This is a genomic window from Streptomyces sp. DI166 (assembly GCF_900091315.1).
GTDB classification, from domain to species: domain Bacteria; phylum Actinomycetota; class Actinomycetes; order Streptomycetales; family Streptomycetaceae; genus Streptomyces; species Streptomyces fuscus.
The window spans coordinates 1-25,858 of sequence record NZ_FLSP01000009.1; the positions used below are offsets into that span (position 1 = coordinate 1).

The following is a 25,858-nucleotide window of genomic DNA, read 5'->3' on the forward strand; positions in this document are numbered from 1 at the left end:
TTGCCCGGCGCAAGATCAACGTTCTCTACGCCATCCTGCGCGACCGTCGCCCCTACGAGGCCCGGCCGCCTCTTCGTCTCGTGGCTTGACAACAGCATTAGGCAGCGGCCTCCGTTCCTTCCGGTACGACCACGACGCGGCCGGTGGTGACGCCGTCGCCGACGCGCTGCACGGCCGCCGCGGCGTCGGCGAGCGGGACCCGTTCGCTGATCAGCGGCTTGACGGCGCCGCGGGCGGCGAGGTCGACGAGCTGTTCGTGGCAGTGCTGGACCAGCTTGGGGTTCTTGGTGTTGTACAGGCCCCAGTGCAGGCCGAGGACCGAGTAGTTCTTCACCAGGGCGTGGTTGAGCGCCGGGGTGGGGATGGTGCCGCTCGCGAAGCCGACGACGACGATCCGGCCCTCGAAGGCGACGACCTTCGTGGACTGCGTGTAGGCGTCCCCGCCCACCGGGTCGAAGACGACGTCGGCGCCCCGGCCGCCGGTCGCCTCCTTCACAGCGGCCACCACGTCCTCGGTGCGCCGGTCGATCACCACGTCGCAGCCCAGTTCCCGGGCGACCGCGGCCTTCTCGGGGCCGCCGACGACACCGATGACGGTGGCGCCGGCGGCCTTGCCGAGCTGCACGGCCGCGCTGCCGACCCCTCCGGCGGCGGCGTGGACGAGCAGCGTCTCCCCCGCTTCGAGCCCGGCCCGGCGGTACAATGCGAACCAACCCGTCTGGTAGCCGATGTGCAGCGCGGCGGCCTCGGGGTCGTCCAGCGAGTCCGGCGCGGGCAGCAGGGCGGCGGCGTCCGCGACCGCGTACTGGGCGAAACCGCCGTACGGGAGGGCGGGGTTGGCGATGACGCGGCGGCCGTCCTCGGTCTCGCCGCAGATCTCCACGCCGGGGGTGAACGGCAGCGGCGGGCGGACCTGGTAGTGGCCGCGGCACATCAGTACATCGGGGAAGTTGATGTTGGCGGCGCGTACCTTCAGCAGGACCTGGCCGTCGCCGGGCGTGGGCTGCTCGACGTCCGCGAGCCGCATCACCTCGCTCGGCTCGCCGTTCTCGTGCACTTGCCAAGCCTGCATGCGGGCCTCCACGGGACTGCGTCGTCTGACCGGGGTCGATCCGCATACTAAGCGGTCGCTTGCCGATCAGGGAACAGTAGCGTGCGTCACGGACGTGCCGGCCCGGCTCGGACCCTCTTCGGCCTCGACCTCCCGGCCCGGACCCTCTTCGGCCTCGACCTCCCGGCTCAGGGCCCTGCGCCCTGCCCGCCCGGCTCAGAGCCCTGCGCCCCGCCCGCCCGGCTCAGGGCCCCTTCGGCCGCGCCCGTACGTGCATCCGCTCGCCCTGCGGCCCGAACAGGCTCAGGAACTCCGCGGGCCCCTCCCCCGTCGAGCCGAACCAGTGCGGGACCCGGGTGTCGAACTCGGCCGCCTCCCCGGCCGTCATCACCACGTCGTGCCCGCCCAGGACCACCCGCAGCTTCCCGGAGAGCACGTACAGCCACTCGTAGCCCTCGTGGGTGCGCGGCTCGGGCTCCTCCGCGGCCTGCGGCACGAGCACCTTGAACGCCTGGAGGCCCCCGGGCTGCCGGGTGAGCGGCCAGAACGTGCGGCCGTGGCGCACCATGGGCGCCGTGCGCACCCGCGGGTCCCCCACCGGGGGTGCCCCGACCAGCTCGTCCAGCGGCACCTGGTGGGCCTGGGCGATCGGCAGCAGCAGCTCCAGGCTGGGTTTGCGCAGGCCGGACTCCAGCCGGGAGAGGGTGCTGACGGATATCCCGGTGGTCTCGGACAGGGCCGTCAGGGTGACCTCGCGCTCCTTGCGGAGCCGCCGCAGCCGGGGGCCCACCTCGGAGAGAACGTGTTCGGTACTCATGCCGACATTGCAGAATCGGCAAAGAAGTTTGTCAATCCCGCACCGGCGAGCGACGGTGGCCGCATGACCGAGACCTATGAAGTGATCGTGATCGGCGGCGGCGCGGCGGGCCTGTCCGCGGCCCTGGTACTGGGCCGCTCCCGGCGCCGCACCCTGGTGGTCGACGCGGGCGAGCCCCGCAACGCGCCCTCGGCCCATATGCAGGGCTATCTGTCCCGGGACGGCATGAGCCCGGCCGAGTTCCTGGCGATCGGGCGGGAGGAGATCGCCCGCTACGGCGTGGAGCTGGTCCGGGACCGGGCGGTGGACGTGACGAAGGACGGGTCCGGCTTCACCGTCGCCCTGGAGAGCGGGCGCGGTGTGCGGGCCCGGCGGCTGGTGATCGCCACCGGGCTCAGGGACGAGCTGCCCGAGGTACCCGGACTCGCCGAGCGGTTCGGCAGGGACGCGCTGCACTGCCCGTACTGCCACGGCTGGGAGGTGCGCGACCGGGCCTTCGGCGTGCTCGCCACCACCCCGCTGAGCGTGCACCAGGCGCTGATGGTGTCCCAGTGGTCCAAGGACGTGACCTTCTTCCTCCACGAGGTCGACGAGAGCGAGCTGTCCGACGACGACCTGCGCCGACTTGCGGCGGCCGAGGTCCGGGTGGTGCCGGGCACGGTGGCGGAGGTGCTGGTCGAGGACGACCGGCTGACCGGCGTACGGCTCGCGGACGGCTCGGAGCACGCCCGCGAGGTGCTGTTCGTGGCACCCCGGGCCGTCCCGCAGACCGACCTCCTCCAGCGACTGGGCGCCGAACTGACCGAGACCCCCTTCGGCGCGTACCCGGTCGTCGACCCGACGGGCCTGACGACCGTGCCGGGCGTCTGGACGGCCGGCAACGCGATGGGCTTCGCCGAGCAGGTGATCAACGCGGCGGCGGGCGGCTACCGGGCCGCGGCGACGATCAACGGGGAGCTGCTGATGACGGACCTGGACGCCGGCGACGCCTCCTGAGAGCACCGCCCCGGTGGGCGTGTGCATCGGCGCCGCCCGTTGCACCATGGGGGCATGCTGCTGACCCGGCTGGCCCAGGTGTCCCAGGAGGTCGCCGCGACCTCGGCCCGGTCCCGGAAGGTCGCCCTGCTGGCGGAGTTGTTCCGGGACGCCGAGGCCGCGGACGTGCCGATCGTCATCCCGTATCTGGCGGGGCGGTTGCCGCAGGGGCGGCTCGGTGTCGGCTGGAAGGTGCTCGGGCGTCCCGTGCCCCCGGCCGCCGAACCCACCCTGACCGTCGCCGGGGTCGACGCCCTGCTGACCGGTCTCGCCCGGGTGTCCGGTGCCGGATCGCAGGCCGAACGGTCCCGCCTGGTGGGCGAGTTGATGAGCGCCGCCACCGACCGGGAGCAGCGGTTCCTGATCGGTCTGATCGCCGGCGAGGTCCGGCAGGGCGCCCTGGACGCGGTGGCCGTGGAGGGGCTGGCCAAGGCGACCGGCGCCGAGGCGGCGGCCGTACGGCGGGCGGTGATGCTGGCCGGCTCGCTCCAGACGGTGGCCGAGGCGCTGCTCGCGGACGGTCCGGCGGCGCTGGAGCGGTTCCGGCTCACCGTGGGGCGGCCGGTGCTGCCGATGCTGGCGCACAGCGCGTCCTCGGTCGCCGAGGCCGTCGGCAAGCTCGGCGCCTGCGCGGTGGAGGAGAAGCTGGACGGCATCCGGGTCCAGCTCCACCGGGTGGGCGACGAGGTGCGCGTCTACACCCGCACGCTCGACGACATCACCGACCGGCTACCCGAACTGACGTCGCTGGCACTGAGGTTGAGGGGCGAGCGGTTCATCCTGGACGGCGAGGTGATCGCCTTCGACGCCTCCGGGCGGCCCCGTTCCTTCCAGGAGACCGCCGGGCGCGTGGGCTCCCGTACGGACGTGGCGACGGCGGCCCGCGAGGTGCCGGTCTCGCCCGTGTTCTTCGACGCCCTGTCCGTCGACGACCGCGACCTGCTCGACCTGCCCTTCACCGAGCGGCACGCGGAACTGTCCCGGCTGGTCCCCGAGCCGATGCGGGTCCGGCGCACCCTGGTCGACGGCCCGCAGGACGTCCGGCAGGCCGAGGAGTTCCTGGCCGCGACCCTGGAGCGCGGCCACGAGGGCGTGGTGGTCAAGGCGCTGGACGCCGCCTACAGCGCGGGGCGGCGCGGCGCGTCCTGGCTGAAGGTCAAGCCCGTGCACACCCTCGACCTGGTGGTCCTGGCCGCCGAGTGGGGCCATGGCAGACGCACCGGCAAGCTCTCCAACCTGCACCTCGGCGCCCGCACCGCGGACGGCTCCTTCGCGATGCTCGGCAAGACCTAAAAGGGTCCACCTGTACGAATGTGTGCTGCATACGACAGCGCCCCCGGCCCGGAGACCGAGGGCGCCGCAGCCCGACCCCACCGCGTGGCAGCTGGTATTGGGGTGGGCCGTCCATGAGTGACGATCTTGTGCTCAGCGGCCGTTCGCTCTACCGCTGCAGCTGCGGGCGGGCCGGGCGCCCGCGGGGCGCGGCCGTGGCCCGGCCCGGGTTCCACAGTCGGGCCAGGGGGCCGATGGGCGTGGCGCGTCCGCAGTTCTCGCACGAGGCGATGACGGTGCCCTGGTAGAGCGTGCCGACGGTCTTGCGGCTCTTGCACTCCATACAGGGGGTGCCGCCGTACCTGCGCTCCACGAAGGTGAACGCCCGGTCGGTCGTGGCGCTGTCCATCAGGCGGCGGAGACCGCGCCCGCCTCGGCGCCCTCCAGGTCGGCGTCCGTGGCCATCAGGTCGTCGAACTCGCCCGCCTTGATCCCCTCGGCGAACTTGGTGAACTCCACCCGGGTGAACGCCAGGACCGGGGCGGCCGGGTCCTTGGAGTCCGTCACCTCGATCATGCGGGTGCCGTCGAGCACCTTCGGGTGCGGGTGCCCCTCGGCGTCCGGCCCGGCGGCGACCAGGACGCAGTCCTCGTCCGGGATCATCGGGCCGAGGTCGGTACGGGAGGCCTTGCGCCACGACCGGCCGAGCGCGTTGGCGTTCTCGAACGGGACGGTGACCTTGCCGTTGCAGATGGAGCCCATCGGGTATCCCTTCTTCGTCTTCCTGCAGGACCCCTCCCGCCACGGCTCGCAGGCCTGCAGCAGCAGGGGAGTTCGGCGGGGCTCAGTGCCCGAGCTGCTCGTAGTGGTCGCACAGGGCGCCGAGGGAGCGGGCCAGGCGCCGCGCGTGCCCGACCGGGCCGTTGAACCGCGGGCTCGGCGTTTCGCGGAGCCTGCCGCGGGCCTCCCCGGCGCAGGCGAGCAGGCAGTAACGCGGGATGCTCCCCCTCGGGAGGCGCTTCGCGGCCTGCTCGACCTCGGGCAGGAGCAGCGCGATGTGGCCGCGGAGCTGGCGGGTGAGCGTCTCCAGGTCGGCGGGTGCCGGCGGGAGCACACCGGGTGCGGCATCCGGGTCGAGGAGCTCGCCGACGACTGCCCGCATCGTCGCGATGTCCGGCGGAATCTGGTCCTGCCCTGACGCCGGCGGCGCGGGGATGGTATCTGTTGCCATGTCGGCGCTCCTCAGCAGCGTTGGCCACTCCCCGGGAGACCACCATCTCCGCGGGGTCTTTGCGTCACTCCTGACGCTAGGGGCGCAGTGTGCAGCACAACCAGCAATGTGCAGATGTTTGCGAGCGCCCTCATTTGCTCGCCATTCTGGCGACTCTGCACCCTTGACCCGGCCCCGCTCGTGCGCGACGGTGACGCAAACAACTGCAACCCGGTGTTGATGGAGGCTGACGTGTCGTTACTGTTCATCGGGATCGACCCCGACACCAAGGACAAGGCGAGTCCCACCGTGTGGGTCGACCCGGAGAGGAAGGAACTCGTCTTCCAGGGCTGGAAGCCGAGCCCCGAACTCGAAGCGGAATGCGCCGCGTTCGAGGTGCCCGGCCACGCAAAGGGCATCCCGGACCACGAGGCAGTGATCCGTATCCCGGCCAGGATGCTGCACATGATCAGGGAGGCGTGCAATGCCCTCGAACGAGCCGACGTTCGATGAGCTGATGGCCAGGTGCACGCGCTCCGCCGTGCACCTGGAAATGCGCGACTCCTACGCTGTGGACAGCGAGCGGGAAGAACTGGAGGCGTGGCGGCAGGGCTTCCGCCACGATCCGGCCGACCGCGCCTCCTGGTGGCGGCCGTGGCTGGACCTGATCCAGACCACCGTCGCACGCGGCGTTGTCGTAAGGCGGGCCCGGATCGTCTCCGAGCCGGTCAGCGAATACATCCGCTTCGAGCACGCGGACACGTTCACCAACATCGCCGCAGGTGAGCAAGTGCGCTGGCTGCCCCGCCGTCAGGCGTCCGCCATCGCGCTGCCAGGCAACGACTTCTGGCTGTTCGACGAGAAGTGGGTGCACTGGAACTACTTCTCGGGCGAGGGCGCCTGGACCGGCGAGGAGATCACCGACGATCCGGCGGCCGCGCAACTTTGCACGGAGGCGTTCGAGGCCGTGTGGGCGCGCGCCGTTCCGCACGAGCAGTACGAGATCCGCTGAGAAAGCACCGGTAGGCCAGTCCATGTCCGTCTCCCCGTCCTCTTCCGCTCAGGCCGCGCGCGAGGCCATCGGCCAGCGATTGCGTGATCTCCGCAAGGAGGCGGGACTCACGGTCAAGGGACTGGCCGCCGCGTGCGGCTGGCACTACTCCAAGACCAGCCGCATCGAGAACGGCCTCACCGGCCCTACCGCGACGGACATCCGTAAGTGGTGCTCTGCGACGCACGCTCAGGACCAGGCGCAGGACCTGATCGTCCAGTCCCTCAACGCCGAGTCGATGTACCGTGAATGGCGCCTGCAAGTCCGAAGCGGCCTCAAGCATCTGCAGAACAGCCTGGTGCAGTTCTACCGGGACACCGAGCTGTTCCGGGTCTACTCCTCCACCCTGGTGCCCGGCCTGCTGCAGACCGAGGGCTACGCGGCCGGTGTCCTGCGCGTCTCCGCCGGCTTTCGGGAACTCCCCGTCGACGACAGCGCCGAGGCCGCCCGGGCCCGGGTCGAGCGTTCCCGCGTGATCCACGAGCAGGGGCACCGATTCGTGATCCTCATCGAGGAGCACGTCCTGTACTGCCGGATTGCCGACGAAGAGGCCATGGCCGCCCAGCTCGGCCACCTGCTCACGGCCGGGGCCCTTCCGGCGGTTTCGCTCGGCATCATTCCGATGGCCACGCGGGAGCGGGAGCATTGGCCGGAAGAGACGTTCAGTGTGTACGACGACGCCCTGGTTTCCGTTGAGCTGGTTTCCGCCGAGGTGAACGTCACCCAGCCCTCGGAGATCGCCCTGTATCTGAAGGCCTTCGAGCAGCTGCGGAGCATGGCCGTCTACGGCGCCGACGCACGCGCCCTGATCCTCAAGGCCATCGAGAACCTGCACTGACACCCGGGCATGACGAGAGCGCCCCCTTGCACGGCCCGTAGCGGGCAGTGCAAGGGGGCGTTCGAGGGTGTCAGGTCCAGGTGCCGGGTGTGCCGGCCTCGGTGCACAGGTGCCAGGCGCCGGCGGAGTCGAGGACGATGTCCCCGGCCTCCCACGTGCCCGCTGCCGGTGCGCCCGAGCTGTTCTTGAATCCGGCCAACTTGAGGGCTGTGAGCCCGTTTTTCCCGCCGAGGGATGCGACCCCGTTGGTCGGGTCGAGGGTGTGCACGGCCGCCCCGTACAGGGCGGCCACGGACTCGAATTTCCCCTGCCACTGGGTGTTCTGCGCGTCGGCGGACAGCCGCGCGTAGGACCGCTGTGTGCCGGTGAAATCCTCGGCGGACCACATCGACAGGATCATGTCGACGCCCGAGCCCTCGAAGTCCAGGGCGTCGCCGGAGCGGCGCAGCCGGTACCGCTTGCCGGTGCCGACGAGGGTCATGTCGCCGAACGCGGCGAAATCGCTGTTGAACTGGCCGCCCGCCAAGGTCGTGTAGCCCTCGACGGTGAGCGCGCCGGTGATGGTGCCGCCCGCGAGCGGGAGCAGCGCCGCGAGCGCTGCGGCGAGCCCTGTGATCTGGTCCTGGGTGAGGGTGATCTCGTCCGATCCGCCGTCGGTGTGGGAGTCGGCGTGCGCGGTGGGCGTGCGCGCGTCGGACAGCCGGGCATCATCCCCGGCCGCGACGGTGCCCGCCGTGGTGCCCACATCGAGGACGGCCGCGCCGCCGAGCCCCAAGTTGGTGCGGGCCGCGGACGCGCTGGGCAGGTCGTCGAGGTTCTCGGCCTTGGCCAGGAACTGGTCGACGGGGGCGAGCGTCGCGTACTCCCCGGCGACGGGGTCGGGGACGAGGATGTCGGCCAGGACCACGCCGGGAGTGGCTTTGGGCAGGCTGATGTAGCGCCTCCAGCCGGGGGCGTTTTTCAGCTCGGCTCGTACCTCATACGTCCAGCCGGTCGGGGACATGCCGGTCGCGTCGGTGGCGACCAGCTCGACACTGAACTCTCCGCCGAGCAGCTGCACGCGCACGCCGCCGCCGAGGACCAGGTCGTCATCCCCGATCGTGACCAGGTCGGGCCCGGTGAAGATGAGGAACCCCTCCAGCAGGGTGCCGTCCGGCGACGTCAGCGGCTCACCGGACGACACCGTGACCGTCTCCACGCCCGCAGGCAGCGGCATGACGCACTCCTCTCAGCGGTTCTCGCGCTCGGCAAGCGCCGCGGCGACTGCGTCCTTGATGCGCTGGGTCAGCGCCCCGTTCGTGTTGTGCTCGATCTGCCCCAACTTGGGGGCGAGGAAAGCGGCGGCGAGGATGGGGCCGACGAGCGCGACGTAGTCCACCGTCGCCTCACCCGCGACCGCCAGGGCTACGAACCCGCCGACAGAGATACCGAAAATCGCGACGACCGACCATGCCGTCTGCTGTCTGCCGCTCACACCGCACCCCCCGTCAGTGCCTCACCCAGCTCGGCGAGTGCCGCCCGCGCACCGGCCGCGGCTGCGGCCTGGATCTGGGCGGCGTCCAGGCCCGCACCCTCGGCGAGCTTGCCGACAGCCGCGGTGAGCGCGGCGACCTGGGCGATGAGCTGGGTGGTGTTGTCGGCGGCGCGGCGGGCGTGTGCGTAGCCGGAGCCGAGCGCCGTGGTCACGCTGATCTTGCCGTCCTGGAGGCCTGCGTCGTCGGGCCACTGCTTCTTCACCCAGTCCCCGACGGGGACCTGATCGCTCAGCTTCATGCCGTCCTCCTCCTCGTCTTCTTGCTGGCCGGGCCAGACGCCCGCCTGGAGGCGCAGGCACGCGGTGAGATCGCTGCGGAAATCCTTCATGTCGAAGCCGCGGGGGTCGGGCTTCCAGTCCGACCACTCCAGGTGCCCGATCGCGGACTTCGCTCCCCAGCCGTGCGCCCGGCACACCGCCGCGGTCGCCTTGACCATCGCGTTGTACTGCACGCGCGGCCACGGATCGCGGCCGTCGCCCTCGTTCTCGCACTCCCAGCCGTAGAAGCGGGAGTTGCCGTCCACCGCGCCCGCGCTGCCGTCGTGCTCGTGCGGGGCCGGCGGCCGGGCCTCATACGACTCGGCGATCACCGCGGCGAGGACGTCCGGGTCGCCGCCGCCGGCGTGGTTGGCGCGCCCGTTGCCGGTCAGGTGCACCACGCCGTCCTTGGTGATGCAGCCCGTCGCGAGCGGGCCGGGCAGGGCGCTGTGCCCGCGGTAGACGAGGCCGACCACGTCCGTGCCCGGCCCGGTCACCGTGTGGTGGACGATCACCCCGTTGACGGGCCCCCACGCCCCCTTGTGGTTGCGGTTGTTGGTGCGCCATCCGGAGACCTCGCGCACGGTCACGCCCTCGGCGCGCAGTGCTGCGACGAGCCGGTCAGCGGTCAGGGGTGTGGCCATGGTTACTCCTTCGGTTTCCACTGGTGGCGCCAGCCGTGGTGGTCGTGACGGCAGCAACCGCAGACCGCACAGCGGCAGTCCTGATGCGGCATAGGGCCTCCAGACATGCAAATGCCCCGGCCGGGTGGCTCGGGGCGGGGGTTGGGCGGGTCAGCCGTTTTCGCTGATCCAGACGGCGGTCATGCGGATGTTGCGGCCGTTCTCGATGGACGAGAACACCGAGCGCAGGCTGACCACACCGGCGCTGCTGATGGTGCATTCGCCGTCCTGGACGCCGTCACCGATGATCGCGTTGATCGTCTCGGGGGGCCTCCACCCGGCGGGCAGCGTGCACATCGTCACGTCGCCGAGGTTGCCGCCCGGGTCGGGGCTGACGTTCAGCCCGGCGCCGGTGTACAGCAGGTAGCAGTGGACGGTGGTGATCCCGCTGACCTTGCGGCCCGAGAACGTGTTCACCGTGAAATCTGTTCCGGGGGTCAGGCCGGAGGCGGTGGAGTCCTCCAGGGTGTGGTCGTTCATGCGGTCGGCGGTGGCCCGCATACCTGCCAGGAACACAGTCACAGTCGCCTCCTACAGAGGGATGTAGACGGGCCGGGCCAGGCTGATGGGCTGGCCCGTGCTGTGGGCTTTGCTGACGCCGTTGATGCCGCGGATGACGTGGAACGTCTGGGAAAGGGAGTCCACGAGCGCGTCATCGATGAGGGCCACGTTGTCGGCGTACAGGACGTATCCCGCGCCGGGGGTGCCGCCCTCGACGATGACAACCTCGGCGTTCACCGCGCCGACGGGCGCGGTGAAGCTGTTGGACACGGCCGTCCACTGGCCTGCCGTCAGGGTGATGGGGCTGCTGCTGGTGGAGATCAGCCCGCCGACGTTGTTGCGCCAGTTGACGTTGACGCCTGCGGTGCTGGGCAGGGCGACGGGGGCCATGAGCTGGCCGACCGCCGTGTAGGTCTGCCCGGCCACGACCGGGCACAGCCCGGAGGCGGCGCGCGGGGTGGACCCGGCGGCGGACGTCAGCTTGGCCACGTGGTTGGATCCGTCGGGCGACAGGCCGGTGGCGGCGTCGATCGTGGCGTTGGTGGCGGTCCACCCGGACACCCCGGACTGGAACGTCGGGTTGGAGTTCAGGATGGGCCCGCACATCAGCACGCGCATGACCTCGCCGCCCGTGCGGACGTCAAAGGGGAAGTCGGCCTGGTAGGCCGCTGAGTCCACCCACCGGTACAGGGCGGTCGTGGTGACGTCCACGGATGTCTCGGTCTCGTCGAGGTCCTCGGCAAGCTCACATCCGGCGGTGTCGATGCGGTCCCGTCCGTCGACGCCGACGGTGAGCGCCGTCCACGGCTCGCCGGGAACACAGTTGAAGGTGATCGTCCACTGGACGTCGTCGGATTCCTCGGTGTAGCCGTTGATGAGGATGTCGATGTCGTCCGGGCCGAGTTCCTTCGGCGGGTGGGTGAGCCGGATCAGGTCGCCGACGTCCGCGCGGAGGATGTCGTCGATCATCTGGTGGACGCGGGGGTTGGCGAGGTCCAGTGTCAGCCGGGTGACCCGGACCCCGTTGTAGGTGCCCAGGTGCAGGCGCATGTAGGCGGTCTGTGCGGCGTCCGCGTCCTCGTAGAGGCTGTAGGTGTAGGCCTTGTCGTAGCGGCCCACCCCGTCCGGGTAGTCCTGTACGGACAGTGCGCCCTCTTCGAGGACCTGCCGGGAGGGCACGGAGCCGTACTCCCGCTTGACGGAGACGTCGTTCTCGGTGAGCCGGTCGTCGTCGCGCCACTTGTAGGTCTTCACCAGCCCGGCAGAGAAGTCGATGACGATGGCCGGATGCTGGTTCCACAAGGTGGAGTGCCCGCGGTGGATGATCTCAGGCCGGTCGCGGGCATCCACCAGGTAGCCGAAGTTGGTGGTGTTCGCCTCGTTCAGCAGCTCCAGCAGCTTGCGCTGCCCCTGGATGCCCATGGGCCGCTGATACGCACTCTCCCCGGCCACGCTGGCCACGTACCCGGCCTCGGCAGCGAGCCGCTCGATCCGGGCGCCTGCCGCCTCCCCCTGGAAGCCGGTTGCGGCGTCGTACATGTCGGCGGCCGACGGCGCGGTGGACCCCCAGTAGGTGATGTAGCCGATGGCGGGGATGTCCTGGGTGACGGCGGAGTAGAACCAGGTGGGCCGCACGAAGTAGACGGCCTCGCTGGCGTAGCCGGTTGCGGTCCCCGACGCCCGCGACACCCCGTCGACGAACACCTGGAACAGCGAGTTGGCGCCGGAGACGGTGGTGGTGAGCCGGATGTGGTGCAGGCGGCCGTCGAAGATGCCGGCGCTGTTGACGGTGGCCTGCAGGGCCACCGAGGAGGAGGAGTCCCCCGCGGACACCGATAGGAGGGTGATCTGGTCTGAGGACGCTTCCAGGCCGAGGGTCCAGCCCACGCGGGGGTCGGCGTCGGTGAGGTCGCCGTAGTCGGCGATGGTGACGTCGAGGTCCTGGCGGCCGTTGTAGAAGAAGTCCACCGACCAGCCGGTGGCGGCGGACGCGGCCCGCGGGGTGGAGCCGCGCAGCTGCCCGTCCGACCCGGACGGCAGCAGCACGACCGGTTCGATCCAGTCCGCGAGACGGCCCTGCCCCCACTTGGGGGTGGCGGTGCCGCTGTCCAGGTCCAGCCGCATGTCCGGCGAGCCGTTCATCGCCTTGCCGCCGCTCGTGTCGACGCCGTCGGTCAGCGGCCAGCACTCGATGGGGCCCTGCGATTTGATGTAGCGCAGCAGCGCGGAGTCCTGCGGTACGTTCCCGGCGTCCATACGCCGGGAGATCCCGGCCGGGTTGACGGTGATGCGGGACTCGTTGCCGGACTGGTCCCGGGTGGCGGGCCACTCGGGCACTTCCCCCGAGAGGCGGACGTGCCGGTTGGTCAGTACTGCGGTGCCGCCTCGGGACCAGGTCAGGCCGGTGCCGTCCACGAACGTGGTACCGCCCGGGGAGGCGCTGCGGGTGGACATGTTCACCTTCACGGTGCCCGAGTCGCGCAGCTGCAGGGCGTAGGCCCGGCCTCGCATGTCGGGGATGAATCCGCCGTCGGGCCCCAGGTTGGAGGCGGCGAAGCTGCCCCCGATCTCCATGTACGCATTTCCGGTGAACAGGCTGGTGGTGCCGGTGCCGGTGACCGGGGCGCCGAGCAGGTTCCACTCGGTGTCGTCGTCGTCGACGGTGCGGCCGGTGTAGAAGCGGACGGTGTGCCCGCCCGCCCCGTTGTCGGTGTCCAGGACGGCACGGACCGTCATGCGCTGCCCGTGGTAGCCGCTGATGGCCTCGGTGGACAGGAGGTAGGTTCTGCTGCTGGTGGTGCCGTCGGGGTACCACTGGAGCATCAGAGTTCCGTTGACAATCTCCAGCGCCCAGCAGTAGTTCGTGGACGGTACGGCCCGCAGAGCCAGCAGCTGTGAGGTGGACCAGTCCTCCAGGGCGATGTCCACGCGCAGATCGAGGTCCCCGGAAACGTCCAGCGCCGGATCGTCGAGGGTGAACAGGGACTGGTAGATGAGAACGTTGGGGTCGTCGAACACCGCCCACGGCGAGCCCACCTTGTACCCGTAGCGGATCGGGGTGTTGCGGCCGTGGTCGTGGATGACCGAGGACGGGTCACGGGGAGCGTAGCGGCGGCCGCGGTTGTTCAGGGTGATCTCCCCGGAGGCCGGTTCGGCGGCCCGCGCGGACTCCGAGGTGAGCCCCCGGGAGACGGACACTGTGCGCGTGGCCCGCACGTCGCGGCTGACCGGCTGCCAGTCGCCGTCGTAGAACAGCTCGGCCCACACGTCCGGCGGCAGACTCACCATGGCTATCCCTCCACGTACTTGATGACGTCACCGCCCGCGGTGGTCTTCACCGACTCCTGGAAGAACTCACGGAAGGCCCGGCTGCCGCCGCGTAGTTCGAGGACCAGCACCTGCCCGCCCGGGGCCGCGGCGGCGTTGAGCATGCCCTGGAGGCGTGACAGTGGCAGCACGGCCTCCTGCTCGGGACCCTCGCCGATCATCGCGAGGGTGGGGCCGGTGGTGATTCCGCCCTCGGCCAGGTACGGGATGTAGGGGATGAAGGGGATGTTCACGCCGGGGATGCGGTTGGCGTTGGCGATCAGGTTGGCGTTGATGAAGTAGATGCCGTCGTTGATGATCCCGATCGCCGAGTTGATGGCGCCCTTGAGCCCGTTGGTGACGAACCCCCACATGCCGGAGGCGGCCTTGGCCAGACGGCCCGGGATGCCGGCGAACCAGCCGACCGTGTCGTTCCACCGGTCCTGGATCCAGCCGAGCCCGTCGCCGACCCAGCCGGGGATGGTCTGGGTGAAGAACCGGCCGATGGGGTTGAGGACGTGGTCGACGAGCCAGGTCCAGCCGTCGCTGACGGCTTTGGTGATGGTGTCCCAGTTCTTGACGATGACCACGACCAGGCCGATCACGGCCGCGATGACCAGGGCGATCGGGCCCATCGCGATCAGCCAGGCCACGGCCATCCGCGCCGCCTGGATCAGGGACTGCACGGCCATCGACACCCATGCCGCGATCCACGCACCCGCTGTGGTCGCCGCGGTGACTACCGCGGTCGCAGCCTGGGAGACCATGCTGGCGATCCACGATGCGGCCGTCGTTGCCGCGGAAGAGACGGCGGTCGCGGCCGTCGTCAGCATGCCCCCGGCGAGCAGCGCGAACGTGCCCACCAGGCCGAGGATCACGGTGCCGAGCTGGGAGACGACCCCGAACCAGCCGCCCATGATCTCCGCGGACTGGACATTGCGCTGGGCCTCGTTCAGGTCGAGCTGCGCGTTCTTGCCGTCGATGGTGGCCTGCTTGCCGTCGAGCTGGGCCTGGCTGAGATCCTCGGTGGCCTGCTTGGCGTCCAGCTTGGCCTGTTCGGCGTCGGCGTCCGCCTGCTCCATGTCGATGGCGGCCTGCTTGGCCTCCGCCGAATCCTTGCCGAACTCCTTGACCGCGTCGTTGTAGTCCTTCTGCGCCATCTCCTGGTCCAGCAGGGCCTGCTTGAGGTCGATACCGGCCTGCTTGCCGTCGATCTTCGCCTGGTTGGCGTCCAGCTGGGCCTGGCGGCCGTCGACGTTGGCCTGCGCCAGGTCGAGTGTGGCCTGCTCGACGTCGGCCTCGGCGCGCGCGAGGTCGTCGGCGGCCTGGTCGCCGAGGTTCCACATGTCGACGGCCTGGCCGACGATGTCGGTCATGGACGCGAACCCGGCGGCCCCGGCCAGCGCGCCCGCTCCGAGACCGGCCAGCCGGTTCTCGGTTCCCTGCGCCGCGTCGCCCGCCCCGTCCAGGCCGCTGCCGGCGGTGTCGGCCGCGCGGTTCAGGTCGTCCAGGCCGGTCGTTGCCTCGTTGATTGTGGCGGACGTGTTGCCGAGGTCCGCGTCGATCTCAACTGTCAGGGTCTCGGCCACGCTCGACACCCCCCAGCCGTGTGTTGATGTCCCGGACCGCTGCGAGGATCTCCTCGGGCGATTTGCGTCCGGATCCTCCGTAAGGGATCAGTAAGTCCTGCATGCGGAACCGCCTGCCGCCCTTGCCACGGTTGGCGTTGGCGATGGTTGCCGCGATGGTGGCCGCCTGGATGTCGCCCCGGCGCCGCCCGAGCGGCCCGGTCATCTGCTCGTAGACCATCCACTCGGTCAGCTCGTAGGAGTCGAGCCGCGAGTCGAGGTCCGCCACCGTCATCCCGAGATGTTCCGCTAGGCGGAAGCGGAAGAGCCGCTCGGGGCGGCGTCGGAGTTTCCCTCGACCTCCCGCTTGGCGAACCGGCCCATCCCGGACAGCTCCTGCACCTTCGCCGCGAGCCGTTCGATGATCTGGCCGTCCTTGCCCGCGAGCGCGCCGTCGGCGATCTCCTTGTTGCTGTAGATGCGCTCGTAGTTGTCGTCGACCATCGACAGCCCGACGAGCTTCTCCCGGTAGGTCTTCAGGGACTCGACTTTCAGCTGCGGGTTCTGGCCGTTGGCGACGACCGTCCCGGCCTCGATGTAGCCGCGGTCCGCGGCCGACAGGGACATCAGCCGTACCTCGCCGCCCCACTCCGGGACGGGCACGTCCTCCCACTTGCGGTCGACGGCCGCACTGATCTGCGCCTTCGTCACCAGTGCCACAGGTGCCTCGCTTTCCTTGCTCAGCTGCCGGTCGCGGTGAGGACCGGCTTGCCGGAGATCTTGAAGGTGACTTCCCGCTCCATGCGGTCGTCGACGGGGAACGCGTCGCCGATGTCGGTGATCAGCGCCGAGAAGTCCCACGTGTGCTCGTCCGCCGCTCCGGGGAGGATGACGAGCTGGTAGTCGCGCAGGTCGTTCTCCTCGAAGTCGGCGTCCAGGGCGGCGTGCGTGGTCTCGGCGGGGTCGTAGTTGATCGTGACGCTGACCTCGCCGCCGTCCTTGAGGCCCTTGACGAACTCCCGGTACTGGTCGGGGCTGTCGTGGGCGGTGACCTCGATGGCGTCGCGCTGGCGGCTGGGGCCGCTCAGATCGGAGACGTTCGCGACGGTCACGAAGCTGCCCGAGCCCGTGCTGTCGCGCTTGAGCTGGGTACCGAATGCGTCCTTGCCTGCCACTGGTCCCTCCCGGGGGTGTTGTCACATGGGTCTGGCGGGGTCAGGCCGCCACTTCGGTGCCGATACGGAAGTCGACCGGCACATGCCGCAGGTCGCCCGGCGGCTCGGGGTCCTTGAGCGCGGTCAGGGACACGAACCGCGTCCAGCAGTGCCGGTGCCCGGCGATGGTCAGGGGCGCGTGGTCCAGGACCTGCACGACACGGGCGGCGATCCGCAGGGCCTCGGCGAAGCCGCGTTCCCGCGACCACACGTGCAGCGTGACGAGGATGCTGGAGGAGTGCCGGTCGTGCGCGTTGTCCGGGACCTCCACCGCCTGCCCGGTCTCGATGTACGGGTAGGGCTGCTTCTCGTCGACGAAGTCGAACACACCCTGGATCAGGGCCATCAGCGCGGCGTCGGCGAGCAGGGCGTCACGGACCGCCTTCTGCACCGCCAGCGCGGCCAGGCCCGGCGTCGGCGTGCTCACCGCAGCACCCTCCGCACCTCGTCGGTCAGCCGCGCCCGGTACTTGCCCCGCTCACGCTCCAGCGCCGGAAGCAGCGTCGGGTTCGCCGGCACCCGCCGGGTCCCGCGCTCCTGGAAGACGGCGTAGAACTCGGACGGGTCGTGCCAGCCGATGCTGGCGGCCAGGCCGTTCTCCTCGTAGCGGATGGCGGCCGTGTCCCGCAGGTTGCCGGAGTCCACGCGGACGTGCTGCTTCACGTCGTCACGGACCGCCTCGGCGGACTCCCGCACGCCCTTCTTCAGGGCGTCCTTGATGTCCTCGGGGAGTTCCTCAAGACGCTGGCGCAGGCGGGCTGTCCCGCTGATCCGCACCGACCGGGCCATCGTCGTCACCGCCTTCCCTGATGTCGTTGATCACGTCCACGCGGTGGGCCATCAGCCTGACCGTGACGGTGGGTATCCCGTCCGGGTCGACATCCACGACCAGGGCGCCCGGCTCCCGGGGGATGGGAGCGGGCAGTTCGACTCCGTCGACGTACATGTGGGCAATTGCGCCCCGGCGGACGATCCGGATCAGGTCAGGAATCGCCATCGTGGTCACCGCCTCTTCTCGCGCCTGAGTTCCTTGCGGATCTCGTGGAGTTCACCGGCCACGGCCAGCAGGCCGAACGCCAGCGCGCGCGGCACGTCGACGTCCGTCTCGCCGAGCCCGAGGTACTCCTCCGCGCGGCGCCGGCACTCCTGCGGTCCTGCCTGCGGCAGGCGCGTGTCCTCGGCGGCCATGTCAGGAGCCCAGCTCGAATGCGGCGACGGTCAGGTCGGTGACGCCCGAGTAGGTGATCGCTGCCCGGCCGTTGGCGCCGCGGTGGACGTTGGCGAGCGGGATCAGCGCGATGTCCCCGGCCGCGACGGCGACCGCCGTGTCGGAGATAGCCAGACCGGACACCGAGCCCGGGGTGGCCACGGTCACCGTGATCGACCCGCCCGAGCCGTTGTTGACGTACAGGAACCGGCCGGGCCCGACCGGGGCGGTGTCCCCGCCACCGGCCGCGGCGACCGCGGCTGCGGCCACGTCGGCGACGCCGGTCGCGACCGGCACCGCAGTGAGGTCGAGGTCAGCCATCGGGTTCTCCTTCTCCTTGGATCAGTTCGGCGTCGGCCTTGCGGTAGCGGGCGGTGGACGGGGCGACGACGGCGAGGACCCGCCACTGCTGGCCCGTCGACTCGTCGTGCAGCTCGTCGCCGCGGCGCACGTCGGCGTCCGGCATCAGGTAGATGCTGTGGGTGTGGTGGCTGTTGGTCTGCGCGGCCAGGAGCCGCTCGGTGGCGGACGGCTGGTCGACCTTGGCGCGCACGTCGTCCGGCTGCCGCACGCGGGTGGAGGTCTGCCCGCCGTAGCCGTCGTCCACGGCCGTCCGCCGCCACACCTGCAGCTGCCGGTTGAGCCAGTGCCCGATCATGTCCGCGCCCTGTACAGGCCGAGCAGCTTGCGGTCTTTGTCCGACAGCGACATGCCCAGAGCCTCCGCCGAGAACGACCGGGAGTGGTCGCCGAGGGACTCCGAGGCCAGCAGCATGGGGTTGCCCCACGCGGCGGCCGCCATCCGCAGCACGATCCGCTTCGCCCCCACGGGGTAGGGGCTGTGGCCTGCGGTGTAGACGACCTGGACCGACTGGTCCCACGTCGGCCACCAGCTGTTCACGCGGGTCAGGGTGCCGTCCGCGGACCACGTGTAGTCGTGGTCCTTGCCGAAGACGAGGACCTCGTCATCCTCGTCGTCGTTCAGGATCGTGACCGAGGCGACGGCCGTGACCGGCCAGCGCGGCAGGACCAACTTGTGCGAGCCGGTCCCCGGGGCGTGCGGCCACGGGTCCTGGCGGGTGGGGGAGTCCAGCACGACCGTGTCCGTGGCCAGTTCCAGGGACTGCCCGGTGACGTCCTCGATCTCGCCCTCGGCGAGCGAGATGAGCAGCTCGGCCTGCGCGGTCTCGTCGGCGGTGAACGCGGCCGGGTGCCGCAGGAACAGCCGCAGCTCATTGGCGGTGGCAGCAGCCACGGCACCCCACCCCCCAGCTCACTCCTGGCCCTGCTGGGCGGCCTCGATAGCAGCCACCAGATCGGCCTTGCGGCCGTCCGGGGGCAGTGAGATGTCGTGCTCGTCGGCGTAGGCCTTGAGCTGGTCGACGGTCATCTTCTCCAGCGGCTTGTCCCCGGGGTCCGTCTTCGGCCCGGCCGTGGACCGAGGCTCGGGGCGTGCGTCCCCCTCGTAGACGCCGTAGCCGCCGGACACCAGGGCCTCCGCCTCGGCGTCGTCGAACTCGGCCGTCTGCCCGGCCTGCACGGACCGGGTAGGCCCGGCGTACAGGGTCTTCATCGTCACGCGTCGCACCTGGCCGCCCCCTTACTTCGGGGCCACACGCGGGGAGCCGCGCAGGACCAGGCCCGTGCAGGGCAGGGTGGGCGTGTCGGTGCCGCCGACCGTTTCGATCGTCACCCGCAGGTACCGCTTGGTTCCGCGGTAGCCGATCTCGTACACGGCCACGTCGTTGGCCGTGGTGACGACCGGCTCGGTGCCGTCCAGGTCGGCGTCCGCCACCGCGGTGAAGTCACCGCTCGTGGTGGTGTCGGATTCCTGGACCTCGAAGGTGAACGAGGGGTTGGTGCCGGCGGCGGTGCCGACGTCGATGATGACCGTGGCGCTGCCATAGTTGGCCAGGTCCACCGCGGCGCCGTCGGCGGCCGCGGTCCGTGCGGCGGGTGCGAGGGACTGCACCGCGGAGACGTTGTTCTTCAGGTCGCGGCTCATGCCGGGACTTCCCTTCTGGTCTGGGGCGGGTCAAGGACGACGCGGCGGCTCAGGTTGCGCACTTGATGCGGACGAACGCCTCGGCGAGGACGGGCATGCCGTCCAGCTCCTGGCGCCCGATGAACCCGACCTGGTTCGTCTCGGCGTACAGCTCCACCAGGCGCTGGATCTCCAGGGAGAGGGACTCGGCGATCCAGTAGTTCTTGAAGTCGGCGATCATGCCGCCGTACAGGCCGTCCGTGAACGTGTTCGGCACGAACTCCGAGACGACGTAGGGGACGTCGAGGATGGTGTCGGGGCGGTCCGCGGCGAGGCCGGGCTGCCAGATGTACTGCTCGTCGGTCGTCGTCTTCAGCTTCCGGATGACCTTGAGCGCGTCGCGGTGGAACAGCCACCTCGCCCGCGGCCAGTACGCCGCCTTCAGCGTGTACTTGGCGTCGATCAGCCCGTTGCCGGTGAACCCGGTCGCGCTGCCGGAGTTGACGTCCCGGCTGGTGGGGATGCCGTCGTCGGAGGCGGTGAACAGGCCGAGCGGCTTCTTGTTGCCGTCGCCCGTCATGAACGCCTTCTCCTGCGTGACGCCGAACTTGTAGGTCAGGCGCTCACGGACCAGGTCCTCGGCGTTGCCGCTCGTCAGCCGCAGCAGCTTCCGGCTGATCTTGACGCGCTTGGCGATCGGGTTGGGAGACAGCTCCCGCTTGCCCACGCGCAGCGCGTCGTCCTGGCTGCCGGTGCCGATCTCGGACGTCCACTCGGCGTCGCCCAGGTCGGTGTCCAGGGTCGGCACACCGAGCGAGTCGGTGGCCGTCAGCTGGTGCACGGTGGCCAGGCCCCGCAGCGGGACGGCGTCGTCGACGGCCTTGATCAGTTCCTTGATCCACTGCATCGGCGGCAGGAGGTAGCCGCCCTCGGGGTCGTTGCCCGCGTTCAGCGCGCGCGCCTGCTCGGGGGTGAGAGCGCCACGGCCGCCGAGGACGTAGGTGCGCAGCGCGGCCCTGGCGGCTTCCTCGCCGCCGCCGCGGCGGTCGTCGGGGATGTCGTCGATGGTGTTGCGTTCGTCGTCCAGGAGCCGCTCGGCGCGCGCGATGGTGGCGTCGAGCTTGTCCCGCTCGTCCATCACCTTGTCGAACTTGGTCTCTTCCTCCGGCGTCATGGCGCGGTTCGCGTCCGTCGCCTCCTGCATGATCGCCGTGGCCTCGTGGCCGAGCTGGGCGCGCTTGGCCTTCAGCTCGCGGATCTTCAGGGCTGTCATTTCCGACCCCTTCCGGGTGTGGGTGGTGCCGCCCGCGTGCGGGGGCGGAAGTCAGTTGGCGGCGCGCAGGCCCGCCAGACGCAGCAGGCGCTGCTCACGGCGGGCACGGGCCTCGTCGTCGTCGGCCTCGTCCGGGCCGCCGGCCGCGTCGAGGAGTTCGGTCAGCGCATCGCGGGCGTTCTGCACGAGGGTCTTGTTCTTCTTCGACAGCACCGCGCCCGCGCGCCCGGTGCCGCCCGTCTGGAGGGCGTCGAGGTGGGCCATGACGGCCTGGGCGAACGCCTCGGCGTCCGGGAGATCGGCGACCAGGCCGCGCACGAGGGCGAGCTGGCTGTCGCGGCCGGACTCGACGACGGCGTTGGGGTCCATGGGCAGCGGGACCGCGGACACCTCGAACAGCTCCCAGCCCTCGGGGGTGCCGTCGTCGCCGATGTTCCAGGCGGAGAAGCCGATGGAGAAGGCGTTCATGAAGCCGCCGCGGTACTTGTCCTCGACCTTGCGGGCGAACTCGTCGCCCTGGTCGAACAGGACGTCCATCATCAGCCGGTCGCCGTCGATCCACGTCTTGTCGGACCGGCCGATCGGCAGGCCGTCGCGGCCCCAGAACGAATGCCCGTAGCCGACCACCGGGTTGGCCTCGAACCGCTCCAGGCGGGCGCCCTCCATCGTGAGGTTGAGGCCGTCGTCCTTGCGGCCCGCGGTGGCGGCCACGATCCTCAGGGCCTTGCCTGCCGAGCCGCCGCCGCCGTCGTCGTCGGCGCGCTGGACGTAGCCGCGGACATAGTGGCGCTGTCCCTTCATCGGTCCCTCCCGGGGTGTCGTATCTGCCGGTCACGCAGCCCGGCCTGCTGCCGGCGTTGCCTCGGTCCGGGCGGGCCGTCGCGCAGGTCGGCGCCTGCGGCCTCGTCGTCGCGGCCCTGCGCGTAGCCGTCGCGCCACCCGCGCACGTACTCGGCGGACGGCTCATCAGTCGTCGACAACGGGGATCACCTCGCAGTCACAGCCCGCGTGCACGGGCGGGTGGAAGGTGTTCCGCTTGGCCTTGAGGGCCTCGCCGTCCTCGCCCTCGACCTCGTCGCCCTTGGCGATGAACGGGGTCTCGATGCCGACGGTGCGGCCGTCGAGCTTGGTGCAGTACGGGCAGGTCTTCGACCCGCGCGCCACCCACTTCAGCTTTCGGACCCCGGCCTCTTTCCACGTCTCGCGCGCCGCCGCGTTGGGCAGCTGAGACGCTTCCCAGCGGGCGGTCTGCGCGGGCCGCTCCTCCTGCCACTTCACCAGCAGATCCACGACCGCGGTCGCGGCGTCCTCCTGGCTGTCGGCGTCCTCGGCCCGGTTGCGCAGCCCGCCGAACGAGGTCGCCGTGCGGTAGGCGACGTGGGACTCGGTGTAGGCGCGCGCCCACACCGACAGGTCCACCTTCTCCGTGTGGCCGACTTCCTCGGCGGCGTCCTCGGCGACGTCCGCCGCGAACCCCGTCATGACCGGCAGCCACAGCGACGTCATCGCCTGCGCGATCGGCCCGTCCGCGCCGTACAGCACGGACAGCGCGGCCAGAAACGCCGGCGCCGACCGGGCACGGCCATCGCCGGTGTCGAGGTGCTTCTCGACGAGGGCGCCGACCTTCTCCCGTTCCAGGTCGGCGATCTCCTGATCGGCCTCCTCGATCTTCGGCGCCCACGCCTCGGCGATCCGGTCCCGGGCGGCGACCCCGCGGCCGCGCAGCAGCCGCGCATACCGGCGCACCGCCTGGCGGGCCTCCTCGTCCGCCTCGGGGGCCGGGGCGTCACCCCGCCCGGCGGGGATCATGTTGAGGGGGATCAGGTAGGCATCGCCGCCCTCGACCGGGTTCATGTTCTCCCGCTCGCGGACGTCGTTCGCCGACAGCCATCCCCACTGGCGGCCGATGGCGTAGGCCGCGTACCGGGCTGCGCTGTTGCCGCGCAGCAGCGCGTCGACCAGGTGCTCGGGGAAGTACCTGGCCCGCTCCTCCGGGAGCATCAGCTGCGTGAGGACGGCCTGCTCCCACCGCGTCAGCCACGCACTCAGCGCCGAGGAGACGTAGTCGAGCTGCTGCTCCTCAATGTTCGAGAACGTCGCACGCTCCAGGTCGCCGATCTTGTGCGGGGGCAGCCGCAGCCAGCGCGCCATGTCGGTGACCTGCAACTTGCGGGTCTCCAGGAACTGGTTGGCGTCATTGGGCAGTCCGACCTGCTGCCAGGTCACACCCTCCTCCAGGATCGCCACCCGGTGGGCGCGGTCGATGCCGCGGTGGATGTTCTCCCAGTCGTCCGCCATCCGCTTGCGGGCCTCGGGCGAGAGGTTGTCCGGGTGGCTGAGGGCGCCCGCCGGGGCGGCCCCGTTGGAGAACGTCTTGGCGCCGTAGTGCTCGGTGGCCAGGCCCAGCCCGATCGAGTTCGCGGCGAGCTCCACCACGGAGTAGCCGGTCACGCCGTCGTCGCCGAGCCCGTTGATGCACAGGTACTCGCCCGGGGCGAGGTTGGCGTAGATGCCGTTGACGTCGTCGCGGTACTGCACCCACCGCTCGATGCGCCCCTTGCCCATGTTCCGGACCTTGATGTGCACCCGGTCCGGGCGCAGCGGCCACAGCTCCTTCACCACGCCCGTGCGCTCGTCGGCGACGACGTAGGCGACACCGCGGCCCCACGTGATGGCGTGCCCCTGCAGGGCCTCCTTGAAGGCCATCGCGCCCATCATCGGATTCGGCGCGTCCTTCAACAGCGCATACAGCGGATGCTCGGTGGCCCGCCGCTTGCCCCGCTCCAGCCGCTCATACAGGTGCAGCGGCAGCAGACCCAGGTCCTCGGCGATGACCCGCACCCCGGCGAAGAACGGCGCGTACATCAGCGCCGTCTCCTGGTCGACGCGCACACCCGCGGAGTTCACCGACCCGCCCGACCACCACTCCTCCACCCACTTCTCGGGGGTGGCGATCGAGGACAGAGGGCCGGCCGAAGCGCGGGCCACGGACCGTACCGCGGAACGCAGGAACCCCATCAGCGCACCTGCCTTTCCCTGGCGTCGATCAGGGCCTGGCGGGCCGAGGCCCGCTCCGCGGCGATGGACCCGGACAGGCCGAGGGCGAGGAGTACGAGCCCGGTCACGGTCAGGCCGAGCCACGGGGCGAGCAAGCACAGGCCCGCGCCGAGCAGCACGATCCCGCACAGGGCCATCACGTCCCACCGGTCCACGGCGAGCCCCCTTCCGGTTACAGGGCCATGCCCTGGCTCTCGTACACGGACGGCTTGGGCAGGCCGCGCATCGCGCCGTCCAGCGCGAACAGCAGGGCGGGAATGCCGTCGATCCTCTTGCCGGTCTTGTCGCGGTCCGGCTTCACCGGCCGCTGCCGGTCCGGGTCATCGCGCGGAGACTTCTTCTCGACAACGTCGGCCATCCACCGGGCGACCGGATTCCCGAAGTGGCGGATCTCGTCCGCCTTCAGGCGCCGCATCAGCTCACCCATCGGCGCCGTCATCCGCAGATACGTGGTGTCGGACTCGACCATCTTCAGCCGGGTCCGCTTCACGATCGCCTGCCGTACCGGCTCACCGCTCCATTTGTCGTAGGTGATATCGACGATCCGGAAGTCCTTGTGATCCTGGGCGACGTCGTCGTAGATCCGCTCGTAGTCGATCGTGTCGCCCTCGGTGGCGGTGATCCAGCCCGCCTCCACCCACTGAGAGATCCGGCCGTTGGTGTGCTCGTCGAGCGGCTCGATCATCGACTCGGGCAGCCAGAACCGCCACAGCACCGACCCGTCGGGGAAGACCCAGGCGAGCGAGGTCATGTCCAGCTTGGACGACAGGTCCAGGCCGCCCCAGCAGCGCTCGCCCTTCAGCCGCCCGCGCACCCAGTCCGGGGTGGGGGCGATCTCCCCGGCCCGCGCGTCCCACAGATCCATCGACAGCCAGCGCGTCACCTGGCTCACGCGCTGGTTGAGGCGGAACTGCAGGAACCCGTTGAACTTCGACCGGTCCGTGCGGGCCTCGATCGCGTCCTCGCGCAGCGCCTGCACCGCCAGGAACGTCCCCAGGGCGGGATTGGGCCAGGCCCAGTTCCGTTCGTCCCACGGGTCGGTGGACACCGGCAGCTCCGGCCGGGCCGGGAACAGCCGCGCGAGCCGCTCCAGATCCTCCACGGTGCGGGGCATCTTCCGCACGAACGCGAAATGGTGCGGAGTCCGGGCCGGGTCCTCCATGACCCGGTCGGCCTCGTCGATGAAGTCCGCCCCGAACGACGCCTGATCGGTGGTCTCCGTGGTGATCGCCAGCATCAGCGGCTGCGTCCGCGCACCCGCACCCGTGACCATCGCCTTCCACAGCGTGTCGTCCGGCTGCGAGAGAACCTCGTCCAGGATGAAACAGTGCGGCGAGTGCCCGAGTTCGTTGTCGGCGTCGGACGGGATCGCCTCGTAGTGGCTGCCGGTCTTCTCGTCCACCAGGCGCCGCACGTTCTTGATGTGCTTCAGCCGCTTCGACAGCACCGGCGACTTGCGGACCATCTTCACCGCAGGCTCGAACACCTTGCCCGCCTGCCGGGTGTTCGCCGCCGCGCAGTACACCTCCGCGGACTCCTCGCCGTCCCCGCACAGCATGTACAGCGCAATCCCCGACAGCAGCGCGGACTTGCCGTTCTTGCGGGCCATCACGATCGTCGCGCGGGTGTACCGGCGCACGTACCGGCCCCACTGCTCCGACCAGACCACCTCACCGAACAGCGGCCGGATGATCTCGTGCTCCTGCCACGCCGCGAGCTCGAACCGCGTGCCGGCGAACGCTCCAGCCGGGTGCACCAGCAGCTCGGCGAAGAACCGCACGACACGGTCCGCGCGCGGCTCGCAGTAGTGCGCGCCCCGCTTCGTGCACGTCTTGCCGTCGAGGGTGTACCCGCACACCCCGCCGCGGCGGGAGGCCGGCCGCCACCGCTTGTGGTGGTCGACCTTCAGCACCCGCCGCCGGGTCGTGCGTGCGGGCCGCGTCGCGGCCTTGCTGCGGGCCGGGCGCCGTGTCGTGGCTCCGGTAGCCATGGCACCCTCC

33 protein-coding genes and 1 pseudogene are annotated in these 25,858 nt (G+C 70.7%); 5 read left to right on the forward strand and 29 right to left on the reverse strand.

Annotated features, from left to right (window positions below):
* Positions 1 to 97: 97 nt before the first annotated feature.
* Both GA0115233_RS06560 and GA0115233_RS06565 read right to left on the reverse strand, forming a co-directional pair.
* Positions 98 to 1,072, reverse strand: a complete 975-nt coding sequence (locus GA0115233_RS06560) for an NADPH:quinone oxidoreductase family protein (protein WP_093719135.1) — start codon at positions 1,070 to 1,072, stop codon at positions 98 to 100.
* A 223-nt stretch (positions 1,073 to 1,295) separates the two neighbouring features.
* Entirely contained in the window at positions 1,296 to 1,868 is a 573-nt protein-coding gene (locus GA0115233_RS06565) for a helix-turn-helix domain-containing protein (RefSeq protein ID WP_093719136.1), read from the reverse strand.
* 63 nt (positions 1,869 to 1,931) lie between these two features.
* Between GA0115233_RS06565 and GA0115233_RS06570 the strand changes: the two genes are divergently transcribed.
* Together GA0115233_RS06570 and GA0115233_RS06575 are read left to right on the forward strand one after the other, a co-directional pair.
* A complete protein-coding gene (locus GA0115233_RS06570; RefSeq protein WP_093719137.1) occupies positions 1,932 to 2,864 on the forward strand; it encodes an NAD(P)/FAD-dependent oxidoreductase in 933 nt (310 codons plus the stop codon).
* A 54-nt stretch (positions 2,865 to 2,918) separates the two neighbouring features.
* Positions 2,919 to 4,193: pseudogene (locus GA0115233_RS06575) on the forward strand (ATP-dependent DNA ligase); the annotation flags it as partial.
* Positions 4,194 to 4,344: 151 nt separating this feature from the next.
* Here GA0115233_RS06575 and GA0115233_RS06580 read toward each other — a convergent pair.
* The 3 genes from GA0115233_RS06580 to GA0115233_RS06590 all read right to left on the reverse strand — a co-directional run bounded on the left by GA0115233_RS06580 (position 4,345) and on the right by GA0115233_RS06590 (position 5,406).
* On the reverse strand, positions 4,345 to 4,584 hold the full coding sequence (locus tag GA0115233_RS06580) for a hypothetical protein (protein ID WP_093719138.1): 240 nt from the start codon (positions 4,582 to 4,584) through the stop codon (positions 4,345 to 4,347).
* On the reverse strand, positions 4,584 to 4,937 hold the full coding sequence (locus tag GA0115233_RS06585; RefSeq protein WP_093719139.1) for a DUF397 domain-containing protein: 354 nt from the start codon (positions 4,935 to 4,937) through the stop codon (positions 4,584 to 4,586). The genes GA0115233_RS06580 and GA0115233_RS06585 overlap by 1 nt, the downstream gene beginning before the upstream one ends.
* 82 nt (positions 4,938 to 5,019) lie before the next feature.
* Positions 5,020 to 5,406 carry a DUF6415 family natural product biosynthesis protein gene (locus tag GA0115233_RS06590; protein WP_093719140.1) on the reverse strand — a complete coding sequence of 129 codons (387 nt, stop codon included), beginning with the start codon at positions 5,404 to 5,406 and terminating at the stop codon, positions 5,020 to 5,022.
* Positions 5,407 to 5,637: 231 nt separating this feature from the next.
* On the opposite strand from GA0115233_RS06590, the gene GA0115233_RS06595 reads away from it, so the two are divergent.
* Genes GA0115233_RS06595 through GA0115233_RS06605 form a run of 3 tightly spaced genes read left to right on the forward strand, consistent with a single transcriptional unit; the run spans position 5,638 to position 7,274 of the window.
* Positions 5,638 to 5,898, forward strand: a complete 261-nt coding sequence (locus GA0115233_RS06595) for a hypothetical protein (protein ID WP_093719266.1) — start codon at positions 5,638 to 5,640, stop codon at positions 5,896 to 5,898.
* Positions 5,870 to 6,397 (forward strand): DUF6879 family protein, encoded by a 528-nt coding sequence (locus GA0115233_RS06600; RefSeq protein ID WP_093719141.1) that lies wholly within the window; start codon positions 5,870 to 5,872, stop codon positions 6,395 to 6,397. The genes GA0115233_RS06595 and GA0115233_RS06600 overlap by 29 nt, the downstream gene beginning before the upstream one ends.
* A gap of 22 nt (positions 6,398 to 6,419) precedes the next feature.
* Positions 6,420 to 7,274, forward strand: a complete 855-nt coding sequence (locus GA0115233_RS06605) for a helix-turn-helix domain-containing protein (protein WP_093719142.1) — start codon at positions 6,420 to 6,422, stop codon at positions 7,272 to 7,274.
* Positions 7,275 to 7,344: 70 nt separating this feature from the next.
* On the opposite strand, the gene GA0115233_RS06610 is transcribed toward GA0115233_RS06605, so the two are convergent.
* From GA0115233_RS06610 to GA0115233_RS06720, 24 genes are all read right to left on the reverse strand, one after another.
* Positions 7,345 to 8,490, reverse strand: coding sequence for a hypothetical protein (locus GA0115233_RS06610; RefSeq protein WP_093719143.1), 1,146 nt, complete (start codon positions 8,488 to 8,490; stop codon positions 7,345 to 7,347).
* Between the two features lie 12 nt (positions 8,491 to 8,502).
* Complete coding sequence (locus GA0115233_RS06615) at positions 8,503 to 8,748, reverse strand: hypothetical protein (RefSeq protein WP_093719144.1); 246 nt, start codon at positions 8,746 to 8,748, stop codon at positions 8,503 to 8,505.
* A complete protein-coding gene (locus GA0115233_RS41640) occupies positions 8,745 to 9,710 on the reverse strand; it encodes a peptidoglycan recognition protein family protein (RefSeq protein WP_255310071.1) in 966 nt (321 codons plus the stop codon). Before GA0115233_RS41640 ends, GA0115233_RS06615 begins: the two co-directional genes overlap by 4 nt.
* A 150-nt stretch (positions 9,711 to 9,860) precedes the next feature.
* Positions 9,861 to 10,271, reverse strand: coding sequence for a hypothetical protein (locus tag GA0115233_RS06625; RefSeq protein WP_141689483.1), 411 nt, complete (start codon positions 10,269 to 10,271; stop codon positions 9,861 to 9,863).
* Between the two features lie 9 nt (positions 10,272 to 10,280).
* Positions 10,281 to 13,538, reverse strand: a complete 3,258-nt coding sequence (locus GA0115233_RS06630; protein WP_093719146.1) for a hypothetical protein — start codon at positions 13,536 to 13,538, stop codon at positions 10,281 to 10,283.
* 2 nt (positions 13,539 to 13,540) lie between these two features.
* On the reverse strand, positions 13,541 to 15,145 hold the full coding sequence (locus GA0115233_RS06635) for a hypothetical protein (RefSeq protein WP_093719147.1): 1,605 nt from the start codon (positions 15,143 to 15,145) through the stop codon (positions 13,541 to 13,543).
* Positions 15,123 to 15,419, reverse strand: coding sequence for a phage tail assembly protein T (locus GA0115233_RS06640; protein WP_093719148.1), 297 nt, complete (start codon positions 15,417 to 15,419; stop codon positions 15,123 to 15,125). Before GA0115233_RS06640 ends, GA0115233_RS06635 begins: the two co-directional genes overlap by 23 nt.
* Before the next feature lie 14 nt (positions 15,420 to 15,433).
* Positions 15,434 to 15,844 carry a hypothetical protein gene (locus tag GA0115233_RS06645; protein WP_093719149.1) on the reverse strand — a complete coding sequence of 137 codons (411 nt, stop codon included), beginning with the start codon at positions 15,842 to 15,844 and terminating at the stop codon, positions 15,434 to 15,436.
* Between the two features lie 20 nt (positions 15,845 to 15,864).
* Positions 15,865 to 16,299, reverse strand: coding sequence for a phage tail tube protein (locus GA0115233_RS06650; protein ID WP_093719150.1), 435 nt, complete (start codon positions 16,297 to 16,299; stop codon positions 15,865 to 15,867).
* Between the two features lie 40 nt (positions 16,300 to 16,339).
* Complete coding sequence (locus tag GA0115233_RS06655) at positions 16,340 to 16,765, reverse strand: DUF3168 domain-containing protein (protein ID WP_255310072.1); 426 nt, start codon at positions 16,763 to 16,765, stop codon at positions 16,340 to 16,342.
* Positions 16,762 to 17,127 (reverse strand): HK97-gp10 family putative phage morphogenesis protein, encoded by a 366-nt coding sequence (locus tag GA0115233_RS06660; protein WP_093719151.1) that lies wholly within the window; start codon positions 17,125 to 17,127, stop codon positions 16,762 to 16,764. Before GA0115233_RS06660 ends, GA0115233_RS06655 begins: the two co-directional genes overlap by 4 nt.
* The gene (locus GA0115233_RS40900) at positions 17,075 to 17,344 is read right to left on the reverse strand and encodes a hypothetical protein (RefSeq protein ID WP_093719152.1); all 270 of its coding nucleotides are present in this window, start codon (positions 17,342 to 17,344) and stop codon (positions 17,075 to 17,077) included. Before GA0115233_RS40900 ends, GA0115233_RS06660 begins: the two co-directional genes overlap by 53 nt.
* Positions 17,341 to 17,526: a hypothetical protein gene (locus GA0115233_RS06670; RefSeq protein WP_093719153.1), complete on the reverse strand. Its 186-nt coding sequence runs from the start codon at positions 17,524 to 17,526 to the stop codon at positions 17,341 to 17,343. The genes GA0115233_RS40900 and GA0115233_RS06670 overlap by 4 nt, the downstream gene beginning before the upstream one ends.
* A gap of 1 nt (position 17,527) precedes the next feature.
* The gene (locus GA0115233_RS06675; RefSeq protein WP_093719154.1) at positions 17,528 to 17,866 is read right to left on the reverse strand and encodes a hypothetical protein; all 339 of its coding nucleotides are present in this window, start codon (positions 17,864 to 17,866) and stop codon (positions 17,528 to 17,530) included.
* Positions 17,859 to 18,203 carry a phage head completion protein gene (locus GA0115233_RS06680; RefSeq protein WP_093719155.1) on the reverse strand — a complete coding sequence of 115 codons (345 nt, stop codon included), beginning with the start codon at positions 18,201 to 18,203 and terminating at the stop codon, positions 17,859 to 17,861. Before GA0115233_RS06680 ends, GA0115233_RS06675 begins: the two co-directional genes overlap by 8 nt.
* The gene (locus GA0115233_RS06685; RefSeq protein WP_093719156.1) at positions 18,200 to 18,799 is read right to left on the reverse strand and encodes a hypothetical protein; all 600 of its coding nucleotides are present in this window, start codon (positions 18,797 to 18,799) and stop codon (positions 18,200 to 18,202) included. Before GA0115233_RS06685 ends, GA0115233_RS06680 begins: the two co-directional genes overlap by 4 nt.
* A gap of 18 nt (positions 18,800 to 18,817) precedes the next feature.
* On the reverse strand, positions 18,818 to 19,117 hold the full coding sequence (locus GA0115233_RS06690) for an SAP domain-containing protein (protein ID WP_093719157.1): 300 nt from the start codon (positions 19,115 to 19,117) through the stop codon (positions 18,818 to 18,820).
* Between the two features lie 27 nt (positions 19,118 to 19,144).
* Positions 19,145 to 19,549: a hypothetical protein gene (locus GA0115233_RS06695; protein ID WP_093719158.1), complete on the reverse strand. Its 405-nt coding sequence runs from the start codon at positions 19,547 to 19,549 to the stop codon at positions 19,145 to 19,147.
* 49 nt (positions 19,550 to 19,598) lie between these two features.
* A complete protein-coding gene (locus GA0115233_RS06700; protein ID WP_093719159.1) occupies positions 19,599 to 20,801 on the reverse strand; it encodes a phage major capsid protein in 1,203 nt (400 codons plus the stop codon).
* A 51-nt stretch (positions 20,802 to 20,852) separates the two neighbouring features.
* Positions 20,853 to 21,602 carry a hypothetical protein gene (locus GA0115233_RS06705; RefSeq protein ID WP_093719160.1) on the reverse strand — a complete coding sequence of 250 codons (750 nt, stop codon included), beginning with the start codon at positions 21,600 to 21,602 and terminating at the stop codon, positions 20,853 to 20,855.
* Positions 21,599 to 21,781, reverse strand: coding sequence for a hypothetical protein (locus GA0115233_RS40560; RefSeq protein ID WP_141689486.1), 183 nt, complete (start codon positions 21,779 to 21,781; stop codon positions 21,599 to 21,601). Before GA0115233_RS40560 ends, GA0115233_RS06705 begins: the two co-directional genes overlap by 4 nt.
* The gene (locus GA0115233_RS06710) at positions 21,768 to 23,819 is read right to left on the reverse strand and encodes a phage portal protein (protein WP_093719161.1); all 2,052 of its coding nucleotides are present in this window, start codon (positions 23,817 to 23,819) and stop codon (positions 21,768 to 21,770) included. Before GA0115233_RS06710 ends, GA0115233_RS40560 begins: the two co-directional genes overlap by 14 nt.
* On the reverse strand, positions 23,819 to 24,013 hold the full coding sequence (locus tag GA0115233_RS06715; RefSeq protein ID WP_093719162.1) for a hypothetical protein: 195 nt from the start codon (positions 24,011 to 24,013) through the stop codon (positions 23,819 to 23,821). Before GA0115233_RS06715 ends, GA0115233_RS06710 begins: the two co-directional genes overlap by 1 nt.
* 17 nt (positions 24,014 to 24,030) lie before the next feature.
* Positions 24,031 to 25,848: a terminase large subunit gene (locus tag GA0115233_RS06720; protein WP_218063407.1), complete on the reverse strand. Its 1,818-nt coding sequence runs from the start codon at positions 25,846 to 25,848 to the stop codon at positions 24,031 to 24,033.
* Between the last annotated feature and the right edge of the window lie 10 nt (positions 25,849 to 25,858).

Coding starts and splice junctions, on each gene's coding strand:
- GA0115233_RS06560 (WP_093719135.1), bottom strand. CDS start 1,072: ATGCAGGCTTGGCAAGTGCACGAGAACGGCGAGCCGAGCGAGGTGATG.
- GA0115233_RS06565 (WP_093719136.1), bottom strand. CDS start 1,868: ATGAGTACCGAACACGTTCTCTCCGAGGTGGGCCCCCGGCTGCGGCGG.
- GA0115233_RS06570 (WP_093719137.1), top strand. CDS start 1,932: ATGACCGAGACCTATGAAGTGATCGTGATCGGCGGCGGCGCGGCGGGC.
- GA0115233_RS06580 (WP_093719138.1), bottom strand. CDS start 4,584: ATGGACAGCGCCACGACCGACCGGGCGTTCACCTTCGTGGAGCGCAGG.
- GA0115233_RS06585 (WP_093719139.1), bottom strand. CDS start 4,937: ATGGGCTCCATCTGCAACGGCAAGGTCACCGTCCCGTTCGAGAACGCC.
- GA0115233_RS06590 (WP_093719140.1), bottom strand. CDS start 5,406: ATGGCAACAGATACCATCCCCGCGCCGCCGGCGTCAGGGCAGGACCAG.
- GA0115233_RS06600 (WP_093719141.1), top strand. CDS start 5,870: ATGCCCTCGAACGAGCCGACGTTCGATGAGCTGATGGCCAGGTGCACG.
- GA0115233_RS06605 (WP_093719142.1), top strand. CDS start 6,420: ATGTCCGTCTCCCCGTCCTCTTCCGCTCAGGCCGCGCGCGAGGCCATC.
- GA0115233_RS06610 (WP_093719143.1), bottom strand. CDS start 8,490: ATGCCGCTGCCTGCGGGCGTGGAGACGGTCACGGTGTCGTCCGGTGAG.
- GA0115233_RS41640 (WP_255310071.1), bottom strand. CDS start 9,710: ATGGCCACACCCCTGACCGCTGACCGGCTCGTCGCAGCACTGCGCGCC.
- GA0115233_RS06630 (WP_093719146.1), bottom strand. CDS start 13,538: ATGGTGAGTCTGCCGCCGGACGTGTGGGCCGAGCTGTTCTACGACGGC.
- GA0115233_RS06640 (WP_093719148.1), bottom strand. CDS start 15,419: ATGACGGTGGCGGACCTCGACTCGCGGCTCGACTCCTACGAGCTGACC.
- GA0115233_RS06660 (WP_093719151.1), bottom strand. CDS start 17,127: ATGGCCCGGTCGGTGCGGATCAGCGGGACAGCCCGCCTGCGCCAGCGT.
- GA0115233_RS06670 (WP_093719153.1), bottom strand. CDS start 17,526: ATGGCCGCCGAGGACACGCGCCTGCCGCAGGCAGGACCGCAGGAGTGC.
- GA0115233_RS06675 (WP_093719154.1), bottom strand. CDS start 17,866: ATGGCTGACCTCGACCTCACTGCGGTGCCGGTCGCGACCGGCGTCGCC.
- GA0115233_RS06680 (WP_093719155.1), bottom strand. CDS start 18,203: ATGATCGGGCACTGGCTCAACCGGCAGCTGCAGGTGTGGCGGCGGACG.
- GA0115233_RS06690 (WP_093719157.1), bottom strand. CDS start 19,117: ATGAAGACCCTGTACGCCGGGCCTACCCGGTCCGTGCAGGCCGGGCAG.
- GA0115233_RS06695 (WP_093719158.1), bottom strand. CDS start 19,549: ATGAGCCGCGACCTGAAGAACAACGTCTCCGCGGTGCAGTCCCTCGCA.
- GA0115233_RS06700 (WP_093719159.1), bottom strand. CDS start 20,801: ATGACAGCCCTGAAGATCCGCGAGCTGAAGGCCAAGCGCGCCCAGCTC.
- GA0115233_RS06705 (WP_093719160.1), bottom strand. CDS start 21,602: ATGAAGGGACAGCGCCACTATGTCCGCGGCTACGTCCAGCGCGCCGAC.
- GA0115233_RS06710 (WP_093719161.1), bottom strand. CDS start 23,819: ATGGGGTTCCTGCGTTCCGCGGTACGGTCCGTGGCCCGCGCTTCGGCC.
- GA0115233_RS06720 (WP_218063407.1), bottom strand. CDS start 25,848: ATGGCTACCGGAGCCACGACACGGCGCCCGGCCCGCAGCAAGGCCGCG.